At 62.3% G+C, this 16,871-nt stretch carries 17 protein-coding genes; 13 read left to right on the top strand and 4 right to left on the bottom strand.

Features of this window, described 5'->3' with window-relative positions; all coding sequences use genetic code 11:
- Positions 1-98: 98 nt before the first annotated feature.
- Positions 99-782 carry a DNA-3-methyladenine glycosylase gene (locus NUV89_RS20485; RefSeq protein ID WP_257782731.1) on the bottom strand — a complete coding sequence of 228 codons (684 nt, stop codon included), beginning with the start codon at positions 780-782 and terminating at the stop codon, positions 99-101.
- A gap of 175 nt (positions 783-957) precedes the next feature.
- Between NUV89_RS20485 and NUV89_RS20480 the strand changes: the two genes are divergently transcribed.
- The 13 genes from NUV89_RS20480 to NUV89_RS20420 all read left to right on the top strand — a co-directional run bounded on the left by NUV89_RS20480 (position 958) and on the right by NUV89_RS20420 (position 13,424).
- A complete protein-coding gene (locus tag NUV89_RS20480) occupies positions 958-2,223 on the top strand; it encodes a glutamate-5-semialdehyde dehydrogenase (protein ID WP_257782730.1) in 1,266 nt (421 codons plus the stop codon).
- Positions 2,223-2,867, top strand: coding sequence for a nicotinate-nucleotide adenylyltransferase (gene nadD / locus NUV89_RS20475; RefSeq protein ID WP_017735624.1), 645 nt, complete (start codon positions 2,223-2,225; stop codon positions 2,865-2,867). The genes NUV89_RS20480 and nadD overlap by 1 nt, the downstream gene beginning before the upstream one ends.
- A 69-nt stretch (positions 2,868-2,936) precedes the next feature.
- Positions 2,937-3,431, top strand: a complete 495-nt coding sequence (gene rsfS / locus NUV89_RS20470; RefSeq protein ID WP_003176298.1) for a ribosome silencing factor — start codon at positions 2,937-2,939, stop codon at positions 3,429-3,431.
- A 9-nt stretch (positions 3,432-3,440) separates the two neighbouring features.
- Positions 3,441-3,908: a 23S rRNA (pseudouridine(1915)-N(3))-methyltransferase RlmH gene (gene rlmH / locus NUV89_RS20465; protein WP_003176297.1), complete on the top strand. Its 468-nt coding sequence runs from the start codon at positions 3,441-3,443 to the stop codon at positions 3,906-3,908.
- Positions 3,909-3,923: 15 nt separating this feature from the next.
- On the top strand, positions 3,924-5,822 hold the full coding sequence (gene mrdA / locus NUV89_RS20460; protein ID WP_257782729.1) for a penicillin-binding protein 2: 1,899 nt from the start codon (positions 3,924-3,926) through the stop codon (positions 5,820-5,822).
- Positions 5,823-5,853: 31 nt separating this feature from the next.
- Positions 5,854-6,957 carry a rod shape-determining protein RodA gene (gene rodA, locus NUV89_RS20455; protein WP_017735626.1) on the top strand — a complete coding sequence of 368 codons (1,104 nt, stop codon included), beginning with the start codon at positions 5,854-5,856 and terminating at the stop codon, positions 6,955-6,957.
- Positions 6,958-6,974: 17 nt separating this feature from the next.
- Positions 6,975-7,985, top strand: coding sequence for a lytic murein transglycosylase B (gene mltB, locus NUV89_RS20450; protein ID WP_124526356.1), 1,011 nt, complete (start codon positions 6,975-6,977; stop codon positions 7,983-7,985).
- Positions 7,985-8,983, top strand: a complete 999-nt coding sequence (locus tag NUV89_RS20445; protein WP_017735628.1) for a septal ring lytic transglycosylase RlpA family protein — start codon at positions 7,985-7,987, stop codon at positions 8,981-8,983. The genes mltB and NUV89_RS20445 overlap by 1 nt, the downstream gene beginning before the upstream one ends.
- Before the next feature lie 179 nt (positions 8,984-9,162).
- The gene (locus tag NUV89_RS20440) at positions 9,163-10,320 is read left to right on the top strand and encodes a D-alanyl-D-alanine carboxypeptidase family protein (protein WP_017735629.1); all 1,158 of its coding nucleotides are present in this window, start codon (positions 9,163-9,165) and stop codon (positions 10,318-10,320) included.
- Positions 10,321-10,405: 85 nt separating this feature from the next.
- Complete coding sequence (locus NUV89_RS20435; protein ID WP_124526353.1) at positions 10,406-10,681, top strand: DUF493 domain-containing protein; 276 nt, start codon at positions 10,406-10,408, stop codon at positions 10,679-10,681.
- The gene (lipB, locus tag NUV89_RS20430) at positions 10,681-11,328 is read left to right on the top strand and encodes a lipoyl(octanoyl) transferase LipB (RefSeq protein WP_017735631.1); all 648 of its coding nucleotides are present in this window, start codon (positions 10,681-10,683) and stop codon (positions 11,326-11,328) included. The genes NUV89_RS20435 and lipB overlap by 1 nt, the downstream gene beginning before the upstream one ends.
- Before the next feature lie 26 nt (positions 11,329-11,354).
- On the top strand, positions 11,355-12,356 hold the full coding sequence (gene lipA, locus NUV89_RS20425; RefSeq protein WP_017735632.1) for a lipoyl synthase: 1,002 nt from the start codon (positions 11,355-11,357) through the stop codon (positions 12,354-12,356).
- A gap of 147 nt (positions 12,357-12,503) precedes the next feature.
- Positions 12,504-13,424, top strand: a complete 921-nt coding sequence (locus NUV89_RS20420) for an LD-carboxypeptidase (protein WP_257782728.1) — start codon at positions 12,504-12,506, stop codon at positions 13,422-13,424.
- 130 nt (positions 13,425-13,554) lie between these two features.
- Here NUV89_RS20420 and NUV89_RS20415 read toward each other — a convergent pair whose 3' ends face one another.
- The 3 genes from NUV89_RS20415 to NUV89_RS20405 all read right to left on the bottom strand — a co-directional run bounded on the left by NUV89_RS20415 (position 13,555) and on the right by NUV89_RS20405 (position 16,555).
- Positions 13,555-14,880, bottom strand: a complete 1,326-nt coding sequence (locus tag NUV89_RS20415) for a lytic murein transglycosylase (RefSeq protein WP_257782727.1) — start codon at positions 14,878-14,880, stop codon at positions 13,555-13,557.
- A 61-nt stretch (positions 14,881-14,941) separates the two neighbouring features.
- Positions 14,942-15,106: an alternative ribosome rescue factor ArfA gene (arfA, locus tag NUV89_RS20410; protein ID WP_003176285.1), complete on the bottom strand. Its 165-nt coding sequence runs from the start codon at positions 15,104-15,106 to the stop codon at positions 14,942-14,944.
- A gap of 135 nt (positions 15,107-15,241) precedes the next feature.
- Positions 15,242-16,555: an MFS transporter gene (locus tag NUV89_RS20405; RefSeq protein WP_207040576.1), complete on the bottom strand. Its 1,314-nt coding sequence runs from the start codon at positions 16,553-16,555 to the stop codon at positions 15,242-15,244.
- Positions 16,556-16,871 lie beyond the last annotated feature (316 nt).

Raw genomic sequence — 16,871 nt, 5'->3', positions numbered from 1 at the left:
GTGTCAGTCAATGCATGTATTGCTGACCCACCGAATTCGCGAGCAAGCCCGCTCCCACATTGGTTCTACGTCAACGCAGACTTCAATGTTCCATTGGCTCAAATCAAAAAATAATCGCGGCCTTCGACCTGGCCCCGCCGCAGCGGGTTCCGTGTGCAATAAGGCGCGTAGCCCGCATCGACGAAGCGATACATCAAATGTTCATCCCGCCCGCTGGGAATGCCCAAGCGAGTGGTCTGGATGATGGGTGTTGGCACCTGGCCCACGTCTTCAACAAAGAGTTGCTGCGGGTCAAAGCGCTTGGCATCCCACATCGGCACCTTCAACCCCAGGGCCTTGCACAACAACGTCTGTCCAGCGCAAAGCTTTTGCGAAGGGCGAGGGTGACCATTGGCATCTGGATTGTTCAACAGCATCTGCGCCAGGCTGGCCGGGCCAGACAGTTCATCGACCCACGGATAAGCCGATTTGATCAGCACGGCATTGCCCGGGCCCTGGGCGCTGAAGTTCAGCGAGTCGCCGCCACGGGCGTAGTACATGTATATGTGCCCACCGTCCAGAAACAAAGCCTTACGCTTTTCTGTGTAGCCGAGTGAAGCGTGGCTGCCTTTTTCGGCCACGTAATAGGCTTCGGTTTCAATAATTCGCGCCGAAAGCCAGATCTCGCCGACGCGATGGCGTATGACTTTTCCGAGCAATTCTCGCGCAAGAATCTGGGCGTCGCGGTCGAAGAAGCCGTCGGGCAGGGCGCTGGCGGGGTGTTGGGGCGAAACGCTGAGCATGGTGGCCTGGGGTTAATACGGCTAAATGTGACCGAATAATAACAACTCCCACCTTAATTACCGCTGAACCCCAGGTTTTTACAGTTCATTTCGACCATCCGCCCCTCACCGCTGTCAGTCAGGCGGCGTCACAGCTATAATCTGCCGCTTTCCTCCCTGCCAAGACTCCCTGACCATGACTGAGTCCGTTCTTGACTACATGACCCGCCTGGGTCGCGCTGCCCGTCAGGCCTCGCGGTTGATCGCCCGTGCGAGCACTGCGCAGAAGAATCGCGCCCTGCTGGCGGCCGCCGACGCTCTGGATGCCTCGCGCTCCGAGCTCACCGCCGCCAACGAACTGGACCTGGCCAACGGCCGCGCCAATGGCCTGGAGCCGGCGCTGCTGGACCGCCTGGCGCTGACCCCGGCACGTATCGACGACATGATCGAAGGCCTGCGTCAGGTGGCCAAGCTGCCTGACCCCATCGGTGAAATCCGCGATATGCGCTACCTGCCGTCCGGTATCCAGGTCGGCAAGATGCGCGTGCCCCTGGGCGTGATCGGCATCATCTACGAGTCGCGTCCGAACGTGACCATCGACGCTGCGAGCCTGTGCCTCAAGTCGGGCAACGCCACCATCCTGCGTGGCGGCTCCGAAGCCATTAACTCCAATCGCGCCATTGCGACCTGCATCCAGCAAGGCCTGGCCGTGGCCGAGTTACCTGCCGAAGTGGTGCAAGTGGTGGAAACCACCGACCGCGCCGCCGTTGGCGCGCTGATTACCATGCCGGAATTCGTCGACGTGATCGTGCCACGCGGTGGCAAGAGCCTGATCGAACGCGTCAGCCGCGATGCCAAGGTGCCGGTCATCAAGCACCTGGACGGCGTGTGCCACGTGTACATCGACATCGCTGCCGACATCGACAAGGCGATTCGCATCGCCGACAACGCCAAGACCCACCGCTACGCGCCGTGCAACACCATGGAAACCCTGTTGGTGCACGCCGGCATTGCCGAGCGCGTGCTGCCGCCGCTGGCTGCCATTTATCGCGACAAAGGTGTGGAACTGCGCGGTTGTTTACGTACCCGTGCGCTGCTGGGTGCGGACGTGGTCGAGGCCACCGAGCTGGATTGGTACACCGAATACACCGCGCCGATCCTGTCGATCAAGCTCGTCGATGACCTGGATGAGGCCATCGAGCACATCAACAAGTACGGTTCCAAGCACACCGACGCCATTGTCTCCGAGCATTTCAGCGATGCGCGGCGTTTCCTCACCGAAGTGGATTCCGCTTCGGTGATGATTAACGCCTCGACGCGTTTTGCCGACGGCTTCGAGTATGGCCTGGGGGCGGAGATCGGTATTTCCACCGACAAGCTGCACGCCCGTGGCCCGGTTGGCCTGGAAGGCCTGACCAGCGAGAAGTACGTGGTGTTCGGCGACGGTCATGTGCGCACTTGATGGGTAAACGCATCGGGCTGCTCGGCGGTACCTTCGACCCCGTGCACATCGGCCATTTGCGCAGTGCCCTGGAAGTCGCGGATGCCCTCGCGCTGGATGAACTGCGCGTGATGCCCAACGCCCGGCCGCCCCATCGCGATACGCCGCAAGTGTCGCCACGGCAGCGCCTGGAAATGGTGCGCCTGGCGGTGGAAGGCATTGCACCCCTGGTGGTGGACGACCGCGAGCTCAAGCGCGATAAACCGTCCTACACTGTTGACACCCTGGAGCTGATGCGTGCCGAGTTGGCCGCGGATGACCAGTTGTTTCTGCTTCTGGGCTGGGACGCATTTTGCGGCCTGCCCTCTTGGCATCGCTGGGAGGAACTCCTCCAGCACTGCCACATCCTGGTTTTGCAACGCCCGGATGCCGACAGCGAACCGCCGGATGCCTTGCGCAACCTGCTGGCCGCGCGGTCGGTAAGTGACCCCTTGGCCCTGACCGGGCCGAACGGGAATATTGCATTCGTCTGGCAGACCCCGCTTGCGGTGTCCGCCACCCAGATCCGTCAACTGCTGGCCAGCGGTAAGTCGGTACGTTTCCTGGTGCCTGACGCGGTCCTGGCCTACATCGATGCGCACGGGCTTTACCGTGCGTCGAACTGAAAAGGCGCGCTTGAACGTACGAACATTCGTGCAGCAAGCGCCCGAACATACGAGCAAAACGAGTTTTATATGACGAACAAAGACGTAAGCAAAGTTAAGCGCAAAGGCACCTTCAAAAGCGCGCCGCTGCCGGTTGAAGCCCACGTTGGCCCGGAACTGGCTGGCGAAGAGCTGGTAAAAGTCGCCGTGGCGGCCCTGGAAGACGTTAAAGCCCAGGACATCCAGGTGCTGGACGTGCGTGACAAGCAAAGCATCACCGACTTCATGATTATCGCCACCGGTACGTCGAACCGTCAGATCGGCGCGATGCTCGATAAAGTCCGTGAAGCCGTCAAAGCCCAAGGCGTGAAGCCGCTGGGTGAAGAAGGCAAGGGCGACAGCGACTGGGTGCTGCTGGACATGGACGACGTGATCGTTCACATGATGACCTCCAACGCCCGCCAGTTCTACGACCTGGAGCGTCTGTGGAAAGGCGCCGAGCAGAGCCGTGCCGCCGATGGCAAGCACCACAGCCCGGAAGTGGGCCACGCGCACTTCGACAAGCTCAACAAAGACCAGGAATAAGGAACGGCTGTGCGCCTGCGTTTGATTGCTGTCGGTTCACGCATGCCCAAGTGGGTGGAAGAAGGCTGGCACGAGTATGCCAAGCGTCTGCCCGCCGAGCTGTCGCTGGAACTGGTAGAGATACCGCTCAATACCCGGGGCAAGAATGCCGACGTGGCGCGCTTTATCCGTCAGGAAGGCGAAGCCATGTTGGCCAAGGTCGGCCCCAACGAGCGCATCGTCACCCTGGAAGTGCACGGCAAACCCTGGAGCACCGAGCAGTTGGCGGTGGAACTGGATCGCTGGCGCCTGGATTCGCGCACGGTCAACTTCATGGTCGGCGGCCCCGAAGGGCTGGCGCCGGAAGTCTGTGCGCGGGCCGACCAGCGCTGGTCGCTGTCGGCGCTCACGTTGCCGCACCCGTTGGTAAGGATTCTGATCGGTGAACAGCTGTATCGCGCCTGGACAGTCCTGTCCGGGCACCCTTACCACAAATAGTCTGCGCCCCTCCCGATGACCCAGCCGATCCGCATCAAGGACCACGAGAAAGACGCACGTCTGGTACGCGCGCGCGTAGTCTTTGGCGCGTTTTTGGTGGTGGGTTTGATCGGAGTGTTGATTGCGCGCCTGTATTTCCTACAGGTGATCCAGTACGACTACCACTCCACCTTGTCGGAAAACAACCGGGTGCATGTGCAGCCGATTCCGCCGACCCGTGGGTTGATTTTCGACCGCAATGGCGTGGTGGTTGCGGACAACCGCCCCAGCTTCAGCCTGAGCATGACCCGCGAGCGTTCCGGCGACTGGCAGCAGGTCCTCGATGTGATCGTCGAGGTGCTGCAGCTGACCCCGGAAGATCGGGTGATCTTCGAAAAGCGCATGAAGCAGGGGCGCCGGCCATTCGAGCCGGTGCCGATCCTGTTTGAGCTGACCGAAGAGCAGATCGCACGGATCGCGGTAAACCAGTTCCGCTTGCCGGGTGTGGAAGTGGTGGCGCAGTTGGTGCGGCATTACCCGCAAGGGCCGCACTTTGCCCACTCTGTCGGCTACATGGGGCGGATCAACGAGAAAGAGCTGAAGACCCTCGATCCGGTGAACTACAGCGGCACCCACCATATCGGCAAGACGGGCGTGGAGCGTTTCTACGAGCCCGAGTTGCACGGCCAGGTGGGTTACGAAGAAGTCGAGACCAACGCCCGTGGCCGTGTGCTGCGGGTGCTCAAGCGCACCGACCCGGTGCCGGGCAAGGACATCGTGCTGAGCCTGGACATCAAGTTGCAGGAAGCGGCCGAGATGGCCCTGGGCGGGCGGCGTGGCGCCGTCGTGGCACTGGACCCGACCACGGGCGAAGTGCTGGCGATGGTCAGCCAGCCGAGTTTCGACCCCAACCTGTTCGTCACCGGCATCAGCTTCAAGGCCTACGCCGAGCTGCGCGATTCCATCGACCGGCCGCTGTTCAACCGCGTGCTGCGCGGCTTGTATCCGCCGGGTTCGACGATCAAGCCAGCGGTGGCGATTGCCGGCCTGGACGCGGGCGTGGTCACGGCCTCCAGTCGAGTCTATGACCCCGGCTACTACATGCTGCCCAACTACGATCACAAATACCGCAACTGGAACCGCACCGGTGACGGCTATGTCGATTTGGACACCGCGATCATGCGCTCCAACGACACCTATTTTTACGACCTGGCCCACAAGCTGGGAATCGACCGCTTGTCTGCCTACATGGGCAAGTTCGGCCTGGGTCAGAAAGTTTCCCTGGACATGTTCGAAGAATCCCCGGGCTTGATGCCGTCGCGCGAGTGGAAGCGCGCGACCCGTCGCCAGGCGTGGTTCCCGGGTGAAACCCTGATCCTCGGGATCGGCCAGGGCTACATGCAGGCCACGCCTTTGCAGCTGGCCCAAGCCACGGCGCTGGTGGCCAACAAGGGCATCTGGAACCGCCCGCACCTGGCCAAGACCATCGAAGGCGAGAAACCGGTGGACGACAACCCGATCCCCGACATCGTGCTGCGCGATCCGTCGGACTGGACCAAGGTCAACCACGGCATGCAGCAAGTGATGCACGGCGCCCGAGGCACCGCGCGCAAGGCGGCGATTGGCGCGCAGTACCGCATTGCCGGCAAGAGCGGTACCGCCCAGGTGGTGGCGATCAAGCAGGGCGAGAAATACGACCGCACCAAGGTTCAGGAGCGCCACCGTGACCACGCCTTGTTTGTCGGCTTCGCGCCGGCGGATGCCCCGAAAATCGTGGTGGCGGTGATGGTCGAGAACGGCGAGTCCGGCTCCGGTGTCGCGGCCCCGGTGGTGCGTCAGATCATGGACGCCTGGCTGTTGGCCGACGACGGCCGACTCAAGTCCGAATATGGCGGCCCCCCTTCAAGCACCGAGGTTACGGCCAGTGAAGAGTAATTTTGACCGCATCCTCTCCAGCGAGGATGTGATGCGTCGCCGTGCGACCTTGCTGCAACGCATGCACATCGATGGCCCGTTGCTGATCCTGCTGCTGACCCTGGCGGCCGGCAGCCTGTTCGTCCTTTATTCCGCCAGCGGCAAGAACTGGGACCTGCTGATAAAGCAGGCCTCGTCGTTTGGCCTGGGCCTGTTGTCGATGGTGGTGATCGCCCAGCTGGAGCCGCGCTTCATGGCGCGCTGGGTGCCCCTCGGTTATGTCGCCGGCGTGTTGTTGCTGGTGGTGGTGGACGTGATGGGGCACAACGCCATGGGGGCGACCCGCTGGATCAACATTCCGGGGGTGATTCGCTTCCAGCCGTCGGAATTCATGAAGATCCTGATGCCGGCGACCATCGCCTGGTACCTGTCCAAGCGCACCTTGCCGCCGCAGCTCAAGCATGTGGGGGTGAGCCTGATCCTGATCGGCATACCGTTCATCCTGATCGTGCGCCAGCCGGACCTCGGCACCTCGCTGCTGATCCTCGCGGGCGGCGCGTTCGTGCTGTTCATGGGCGGCCTGCGCTGGCGCTGGATCCTCAGCGTGCTCGCCGCCGCCGTGCCGGTGGCCGTGGCCATGTGGTTCTTCTTTATGCACGACTACCAGAAGCAGCGGATTCTCACGTTCCTCGACCCGGAAAGCGATCCGCTGGGCACCGGCTGGAACATCATCCAGTCGAAAGCCGCCATCGGTTCTGGCGGCGTGTTTGGCAAGGGCTGGCTGCTGGGCACCCAGTCGCACCTGGACTTCCTGCCGGAGAGCCACACCGACTTCATCATTGCGGTGATGGGCGAAGAGTTTGGCCTGGTGGGCATTTGCGCGCTGTTGCTGATCTATCTGTTGTTGATTGGTCGCGGGCTGGTGATTACCGCCCAGGCGCAGACGCTGTTCGGCAAATTGCTCGCCGGCGCCCTGACCATGACTTTTTTTGTTTACGTTTTCGTCAACATCGGTATGGTCAGTGGCCTGCTGCCGGTGGTTGGGGTGCCGTTGCCATTCATTAGCTACGGCGGAACTTCGCTGGTGACATTGCTGTCAGCGTTTGGGGTTTTGATGTCGATTCATACGCATCGCAAATGGATCGCACAGGTTTGAATAAGGTGAAGATGTCAATGCAAGTAATGCGCGGCTGGGCGACTCGGCACGCGTCCTGGATGGGCCTGATTGGCCTGCTGGGCGCAACGCAAGAGGCGCAGGCCGGTGACTACGATGGTTCACCCCAGGTCGCCGAATTTGTCGGTGAAATGACCCGCGACTACGGTTTCGCCGGTGAACAACTGATGGGCGTGTTTCGCGAGGCGCAGAAAAAACAGGCGATCCTCGACGCCATCTCCCGCCCGGCCGAACGGGTGAAACAATGGAAGGAATATCGCCCGATGTTCCTCACCGACGCCCGCGTGGCGCGGGGCGTGGATTTCTGGCGCCAGCACGAGGCCGTACTGGCCCGCGCCGAGCAGGAATACGGGGTGCCGGCCCAGGTCATCGTCGCCATCATTGGCATTGAAACCTTTTACGGGCGCAATACCGGCAGTTACCGGGTGATCGACGCCTTGTCGACCCTGGGCTTCGATTACCCGCCGCGCGCCGAGTTCTTCCGCAAGGAACTGCGCGAATTCCTCTTGCTGGCCCGCGAAGAGCAGGTCGACCCGCTGACCCTCAAGGGTTCCTACGCCGGGGCGATGGGCTTGCCGCAGTTCATGCCGAGCAGCTTCCGCGCCTACGCGGTGGACTTCGACGGCGACGGCCATATCAATATCTGGAGCAATCCCGACGACGCCATCGGCAGTGTCGCCAGCTACTTCAAGCGCCACGGCTGGGTTGCGGGCGAACCGGTGGTGATCCGCGCCGATGTGGCCGGGGATCGCGCCGATGAAGGCCTGACCCAGGGCATCGAGCCGGTCAAGACGGTCGGGGAGTTGCGGGCGCTGGGGTGGTCGAGTCAGAATGCGCCACGCGATGACATGCCAGTGACGGCGTTCCGTCTCGAAGGCGAAAACGGCCCTGAATACTGGATGGGCCTGAAGAATTTCTACGCAATCACGCGTTATAACCGCAGTGTGATGTACGCCATGGCCGTGCATCAGCTGTCAGACATGCTGGTCCAAGCACGGGGCAACAAGTAATGCGGGTATCGCCGATCCAAAAACCGCTCAAGCTGGTGGCGTTTGCCGCGTTGTCCTTGCTGGTTGTCAGTTGCTCCACCAGCCGGGGTCCGGCGCAGAAATCCGGCGGGGCGGTGGTCCGCTCCCAGCCGGGCCTGGACATCAACCGCGCGCACAAAGATGGCGCGCCGTGGTGGGATGTCGATGTGTCGAAGATCCCGGATGCCACGCCAACCCTGCACACCGGGCCGTACAAGGCCAACCCGTATACCGTGCTGGGCAAGAATTACTTTCCGCTGCAAGAATCCAAGACCTACGTGCAATCGGGCACGGCGTCCTGGTACGGCACCAAGTTCCACGGCCAGAACACCGCCAACGGCGAAGTGTATGACCTGTACGGCATGAGCGCGGCGCACAAGACCCTGCCGCTGCCCAGCTATGTACGGGTGACCAACCTGGACAACAATCGCACGGTGATCCTGCGGGTCAACGACCGTGGGCCGTTCTATTCCGATCGCATCATCGACTTGTCCTACGCCGCCGCGAAGAAACTCGGCTACGCCGAAACCGGTACGGCGCGGGTCAAGGTCGAAGGTATCGACCCGGCGCAATACTGGGCCCAGCGCGGCAAGCCGGCACCGTTGATGCTCAACGAGCCGACCAGCCAGCAGCCGCAGGTGAACGCGTCGGCCGGCAAGATCGAACAGTGGACGCCGCCGCCGCAGCAGCACGCACCGGATACCGTGGTGGTGCCGCGTGCCGCGCCGGGGGCTTCGATGGCGGGCGGGCAATACCTGCAAGTCGGCGCTTTCGCCAACCCGGATGCGGCAGAGCTGCTAAGGTCGAAACTCAGCGGCATGGTCAGCGCGCCGGTCTTTATCAGTTCCATCGTGCGTAATCAGCAAACCCTGCACCGTGTACGCATGGGGCCGATCGGCACGCCGGGTGAAGTCGCACAAGTGCAGAACAGCGTGCGCATGGCCAACCTGGGGCAACCCAGCGTGGTCACCGCCGAATAACAGAAGATTGAAGGTTCGGGCCCGAATGTGGGCCTGAACCCTGGTTGTTGGCTCGTTGAACAATAAAACCCAGGGGCAAGGGGTGAGCGGGCAACCGAACACGCGACAGTCTGGCAACGGCCTGTCTGAATAAGTTTTGCCCGCGAGGGCAAGTTTCCATAAGCAATTTCGAGAGACGGATGAACATCACCTCCTTAGCCAAACGCACGTGCCTGCTCCTTTCGCTCATCATCACCCCGGCCGCCTGGGCGGTTGAAATGGTGCCGGCTTCCCCGCAACTGGCCGCCAAGGCCTGGGTCCTCATGGATGCCGCCAGCGGCAACGTGCTGGTCGAAAGCAATGGTGACCAGCGTCTGCCTCCAGCCAGCCTGACCAAGCTGATGACCGCCTACATCGCGACCCTGGAAATCCGTCGCGGCCAGATCGGCGAAAACGACCCGGTGACCGTCAGCGAAAACGCCTGGCGCACCGGCGGTTCGCGGATGTTCATCAAGGTTGGTTCGCAGGTGACGGTGAGCGACCTGCTGCACGGCATCATCATCCAGTCCGGCAACGACGCCAGCGTGGCCCTGGCCGAGCACATCGCCGGCAGCGAAGACGCCTTCGCCGACATGATGAACAAAACCGTCGCTGACCTGGGCATGACCAACAGCCACTTCATGAACCCGACCGGCCTGCCAAACCCTGAGCACTATTCGTCGGCTCACGACATGGCGATCCTGGCGCGCGCGATCATTCGTGTCGACCCGGTGCACTACGCGATCTACTCCCAGAAGGAATTCTTCTGGAACAACATCAAGCAGCCTAACCGCAACCTGCTGCTGTGGCGTGACAAGACCGTCGATGGCCTGAAAACCGGCCACACCGACGAAGCTGGCTACTGCATGGTGTCGTCCGCTGTACGTGACGGCCAACGCCTGATCGCCGTGGTCTTCGGCACCAACAGCGAGCAGGCCCGTGCGGCCGAGACGCAAAAACTGCTGACCTACGGTTTCCGTTTCTTCGAAACCCAGACCTTCTACCAGAAGGGTGCCGAGCTGGCGACCGCGCCGGTGTGGAAAGGCGCGACCTCCCAAGTCAAGGCCGGCCTGGCCGAAGACCTGACCCTGACCATGCCTAAAGGCCAGCTGAAAAAGCTCGCTGCCAGCATGACCATGAACCCGCAATTGGTTGCACCGATTGCCAAGGGTGACGTGATCGGCAAGGTCGAAGTGAAACTGGACGACAAGGTGGTGCACAGCGCCGACCTGATCGCGCTGGACGCCGTCGACGAAGGTGGTATCTTCCGCCGCGTGTGGGATAGCATCCGTCTATTCTTCTACAGCTTGTTCAACTGATAAGTGTGCACCTGCACAGCCCCGCGTTGATCCGACGCGGGGCTTTGCCCGTCGCCACGGCTTACGCTTACGAGGCCGTTACGCCATGACCGATACCGAAGTAAAGGCGCCAAAGATCGAATTCCCAGTGACGGATTATCCCGTCAAAGTGATCAGCGATACCGGCGTGGGCAACAAAGACACCATCATCGCCATCGTGCGCAAACACGCGACGATCAACGACAACCGGGTGGACGAGCGTTCGAGCACCAACGGTAAATACACCACGATCCAGTTGCACATCGTTGCGACCGGTCAAGACCAGCTCTACGACATCAACAGCGAACTGCGGGCCACCGGCTTCGTGCACATGGTGCTGTGATGTCAGGCGTCCTGGGCTTTCGCGAGCTCGGCCAGATGGCCTACGAGCCGGTCTGGCATGCCATGCAGCGGTTCACCAACGAGCGCGGTACTTCGGCCCCGGACGAGATCTGGCTGGTGGAGCACCCGCCGGTGTTCACCCAGGGCCAGGCCGGCAAGGCTGAGCATCTGCTGCTGCCGGGGGATATTCCGGTGGTGCAGGTCGACCGAGGTGGCCAAGTGACTTACCATGGCCCGGGACAACTTGTCGCATACCTGTTGCTGGATGTGCGCAAGCTGGGTTTTGGCGTACGCGACCTGGTCAGCCGCATGGAAACATGCCTGATCGAGCTGCTGGCCAGCTACGGCGTGACCGCCGCAGCCAAGCCCGATGCGCCTGGCGTGTACGTGGATGGCGCGAAAATCGCTTCCCTGGGCCTGCGCATTCGCCACGGTTGTTCCTTTCACGGCCTGGCCCTGAACGTGGACATGGACCTGGCGCCGTTTCGTCGGATCAACCCGTGCGGCTATGCCGGGCTGGCGATGACCCAACTGAGCGACCACGCCACACCGATTAAATTTGCCGAGGTTAGTGCCCGGCTGCGTGCGCAGCTCGTCAAACACCTCGACTATGCTGAGCAGACGACCCTGACGGGCGGAATCGACTGATGATGACTACTGATGCAGTGCAAACCATGATCCCGACGGTGGACGTAACCGATCGTCCGGCCCCGGCCCCGCGTGCCAAGGTGGAAGCCGGCGTCAAGCTGCGCGGCGCCGAGAAGGTTGCACGCATCCCGGTGAAGATCATTCCGACCACCGAACTGCCGAAGAAGCCTGACTGGATCCGCGTGCGCATCCCGGTTTCGCCGGAAGTCGACCGTATCAAGGCCCTGCTGCGCAAGCACAAGCTGCACAGCGTGTGCGAAGAAGCTTCCTGCCCGAACCTGGGTGAGTGCTTCTCCGGCGGTACCGCCACCTTCATGATTATGGGTGACATCTGCACCCGTCGTTGCCCGTTCTGCGACGTGGGCCACGGCCGACCGAAGCCACTGGACGTCAACGAGCCGGAAAGCCTGGCTATCGCCATCGCCGACCTGCGCCTCAAGTACGTGGTTATCACGTCGGTAGACCGCGACGACCTGCGTGACGGCGGTGCCCAGCACTTTGCCGATTGCATCCGCGAGATCCGCAAGCTGTCGCCAAACGTGATGCTCGAAACCCTGGTCCCGGACTACCGTGGCCGCATGGACGTCGCGCTGGAAATCACCGCCGCCGAGCCACCGGATGTGTTCAACCACAACCTGGAAACCGTGCCGCGCCTGTACAAGGCCGCGCGTCCGGGTTCGGACTACCAGTGGTCGCTGACCCTGCTGCAGAAATTCAAGCAGATGATGCCGCACATCCCGACCAAATCCGGCCTGATGCTGGGCTTGGGCGAGACCGACGAAGAAGTCATCGAAGTGATGAAGCGCATGCGCGAACACGACATCGACATGCTGACCCTGGGCCAGTACCTGCAACCGTCCCGCAGCCACTTGCCGGTGCAGCGTTTTGTGCACCCGGACACCTTCGCCTGGTTCGCCGAGGAAGGTTACAAGATGGGCTTCAAGAACGTCGCGTCGGGCCCGTTGGTGCGTTCGTCGTACCACGCTGACGAGCAGGCCAAGCTGGTCAAGGCTAGCCTGGTTTCCTGATAAAGGGTTGGGCAGCGCCGCAATCCAATGTGGGAGCTGGCTTGCCTGCGATAGCATCACCTCGGTGCCACTGATACACCGAGGTGCCTGCATCGCAGGCAAGCCAGCTCCCACATTTCGTTATGCGTTAGTTAGGGAGAATAGTGGATGACTGCCGCCGTACCTGCCCTTCGCCCCGAAGGCACCATCGCCCTGATCGCTCCCGCCGGCCCGGCCGCGCTGGACGTCGAAAAAGCCGGGCAATGGATGCGCGCCCGCGGCTATGACCTGCGAATCTTCCCCGGTGTCTACGAACGTGACGGTTATCTCGCCGGCAGCGATCAAACGCGTCTCAGCGACCTCCACCGCGCGTTTGCCGACCCTCACATCGACGCCATTTTCTGCCTGCGTGGCGGCTACGGCACGCCCCGTCTGCTTGATAGCCTCGATTTCGACCTGTTGAGCGCCAACCCCAAGCCGTTCGTCGGCTATAGCGACATCACCGCTCTGCATCTGGCCATCAGCCGCTACGCGGGTTTTGTGACCTTCCACGGCCCGATGCTCAATGCCGACCTGTTGGGCGACAAGCAACCACCTACCGAGTCTTCTCTGCTCAGCATGCTGCGCGGCGATCTCGGCGTTGGCAGCGTGCTGGCGCACCCGGTGGCCTACCCGTTGACCACAATTGCCCCAGGCATCGCCTGTGGGCGCTTGCTGGGGGGCAACCTGTCGATGATCGCGGCGGTGATGGGCACGCCCTTTGAGATCAACGCCGAAGGCATCATCCTGCTGATCGAAGACGTCAACGAACCGATCTACCGCATCGACCGCCTGCTGACCCATCTGCGCCTGGCGGGCAAGCTCGCGCAGGTTGCCGGTGTGCTGGTGGGGGATGTGGCGGGGGTGGACAAGGCGGCGCTGGAGCGCTTGCTCAAGCAGACCTTCGAGCCGCTGTGCATTCCGGTGCTGGCGGGGTGGCGCAGTGGGCATTGTGATCCGAACCTGACGTTGCCGATGGGCGCGCTGGTGCGGTTGGATGCGGGGGAGCAGCGGTTGGTGTTGGAGCAGGATGTGGTGTTCAAGACCTGAGTGAGTCGTTGCCTGTCAGGCAGTCATCGCAGGCAAGCCAGCTCCCACATTCGACCGCATTCCAAAGGATGTACGCGGTTAAATGTGGGAGCTGGCTTGCCTGCGATAGCGGCAGTCGCCATAAGCAGATCTAGCGGTTTTGCAAAGACTCCAACAGCTTCACAGTAGGATACCCATCCGCCGGCCAACCCAGCGACTGCTGCGCCGCCCGAATCGCCTTGCGCGTATTGGCACCGATAATCCCGTCCGGGTTGCCGGCTTCATAGCCCTTGGCGTTCAGCACGGTCTGCAAGTCGATGCGCTGGGAACGACTCAGCGGCAGTTCATCCTTCGGCCAATCGCCACGAATCACCCCACCGCCGCCAAACCGCTCCGACAGCAGGCCGACCGCCAGCGCGTAGGACGACGAGTTGTTGTACTTGAGGATCGCGCGGAAGTTATCCAGCACCAGGAACGCCGGGCCACGGTAACCCGCCGGCAGCAGCAGGGCGGCGGACAACTGGTCGACGTTCGGCGGCATGCTCGCGCCGGGTGGCAGTTGGATGCCCAGTTTCAGCCAGTCGGCGACGGTCTTGCGGACACCGCCATCGGCCAGGGCGTAATCGAAGTCTGCTGGCAGTCGATTGACCTCAAACCCCCACGGCTGGCCTTTCTGCCAGCCGGAGCTTTGCAGGTAGTGCGCCGTGGAGGCGAGGGCGTCGGCCGGGCTGTTCCAGATATCGCGGCGACCGTCGCCATCGAAGTCCACGGCGTGGGTGTTGTAGGTGGTCGGAATGAACTGGGTCTGGCCCATGGCGCCGGCCCAGGAGCCTTTCATCTGATCGGCCTGGATATCGCCGTGCTGGATGATTTGCAGCGCCGCCAGCAGTTGCGCCTGGGCAAACGCCGGGCGACGGCCTTCATAGGCCAGGGTCGCCAGGGAGCGGATCACCGAGTTGTTGCCCTGGAACTGGCCGAAGTTGCTTTCCATGCCCCACACCGAGACCAAGGCCTGGCGATCCACGCCATAACGTTCTTCGATGCGTTGCAGGATGTCGGCGTACTTGATAAGCAACGCCTGGCCATTGCGCACACGCAGCGGCGACAGGGCGCCGTTGAGGTATTCCCACACCGGCCGGGAAAATTCCGGCTGGCTGCGGTCGGCGCGGATGACGGCCATGTCTGGCGTGACGTTGGCAAAGGCCGTGTCAAAAACGGCGGGGGTGATCCCGGCTTTCAAGGCTTGTTCGCGAAACCCGGCCTGCCACTCGGCGAAGCTTTGGGTCGGCTGGATATCCAGGTTGTCCACGGCCAGGGGCGCCACGACAGCGGGGGCCACGACTGGAGCGGTCTGGAGTTTCGGCAGGGGTTGAGCGTCGGCGGCGGTCGGTTTCTCCGCACAGGCGACGAGCAGAATGAGGCTGGAGGCAGCGATCAATTGGCGAAGGTGCCAACGACGGGAGAGACAAGAGGGCATGCACAGGTCCAGGGATTACAAATCAGGTGCAGACCTTATCATGCCAAAGGGGCGCTTGCCTTCAGGCAGCCAGAAAGTAAGAAGCCTCCCAGCTATTAGACTGGAAGGCTTCGCGGCGGTAGCTGCCTTTGCCCTTGCCGGCGCGTTCCTGACGGCTGCGGAACAGTGGCTGGGCGATGATGGACTTGGCCTTGTTGGGGCCATGCTTGGATGGCTTTTTGCTCATGGTCGGTACTCTCTGGGTGGGGTGGAGCGGGGCAAATCATCTGCCGAAGTTGTGCGGCTGTAAAGACTGGCACATCTCAGAAATTGTAAATGCGATCAAAAGTGTGGGAGCGGGCTTGCTCGCGAAGGCGGTCTATCAGGCGACCTTGTTCAAATCATTATCCCGCGTCTCTTTCAGGCACAGCACCGCAATCAAGCTGAGCAACGCTGCCGCCGACACATACCCACCGACATAACTCAGCCCACCCATCGCCACCAGCTTGGTCGCGAAGAACGGGGCCGCTGACGCACCCACGATCCCACCCAGGTTATACGCCGCCGACGCGCCGGTATAACGCACGCGGGTCGGGAACAATTCCGGCAGCATCGCGCCCATCGGTGCAAACGTCACGCCCATCAGGAACAGCTCCAGTGCCAGGAACAACGCCACGGCCCAGGTCGAGCCGTGGGTCAGCAACGGCTCCATGGTAAAGCCCGACAGGATCGCCAGGATCGCGCCGACGATCAGCACCGGCCTGCGCCCGTAGCGGTCACTGGCCAGGGCCGCCAGCGGCGTGGCCAGCCCCATGAACAACACCGCGAAGCACAGCAAGCCGAGGAAGGTCTCGCGGCTGTAACCCAGGGTGGACACGCCGTAGCTCAGGGAAAACGCGGTGGTGATGTAGAACAGCGCATAACACACCACCATCGATGCCGCGCCCAGCAGCACCGGCAGCCAGTGCTGGCTGAACAGCTCCACCAGAGGCACTTTGACCGGGGCTTCCTTGGCCACCGCATTGGCGAACACTGGGGTTTCATGCAGCTTGAGGCGGGCATACAGGCCCACCATCACCAAGGCCGCGCTGAGGATGAACGGGATGCGCCAGCCCCAACTGCGGAACTGCTCGTCGCTCAGGCTCATGGCCAGGATCAGGAACAGGCCGTTGGCCGCGAGGAAGCCGATCGACGGGCCCAACTGCGGGAACATGCCGAACCAGGCACGTTTGCCTTTCGGTGCGTTCTCGGTGGCGAGCAAGGCGGCGCCGCCCCATTCCCCGCCAAGGCCCAGGCCCTGGCCGAAGCGCAGTACGCACAACAGAATCGGCGCCCAGGCACCGATGCTGTCGTAGCCTGGCAGCAAACCGATCAGCGTGGTGCACACGCCCATCAACAGCAGCGAGGCGACCAGGGTGGATTTGCGGCCAATGCGGTCGCCAAAGTGACCGAACAGCGCCGAACCCAGCGGGCGGGCGATAAAGGCGATGCCGAAGGTCAGGAACGACGCCAGCATCTGCGCGGTGCCGGAGGTCTGGGGGAAGAAGACCGGGCCGATCACCAGCGCGGCGGCGGTGGCGTAGATATAGAAGTCGTAGAATTCGATGGCGGTGCCGACGATGCTGGCCGTGGCCACCCGTGCGGTCGAGTTGGTCGGGGCGGCGTCGGTCGCGGCCTCGTTATAGGTGGTGCTCATGGCGATATCCCTAGCGGTCATTGCGCGTTTGGACGCGGATTATTATGGGCCGAACTCCCATGGATCATGGGTTGTACGCGGGGCGCTCGGGATGGGAGCGAACACCGGTCAGACACGGTAAAGCGGTGCCTGGACGCTTGAAGTGCGGGTAGCACGCGGACGGGCGGGGCTTTGGTAAGCCGCAGGGATTATAGGAAGGGGTTTTGAAATACAACAAGAGGGGCTGATGCACCGCAACTCAAATGTGGGAGCGGGCTTGCTCGCGAATGCGGTGGGTCAGTCACTGATGAGTTGACTGATATACCGCTGTCGCGAG

It is taken from the genome of Pseudomonas sp. 18.1.10, assembly GCF_024655625.1.
Taxonomy (GTDB): Bacteria; Pseudomonadota; Gammaproteobacteria; order Pseudomonadales; family Pseudomonadaceae; genus Aquipseudomonas.
This window is presented reverse-complemented; position numbering and strand designations above follow the sequence as displayed.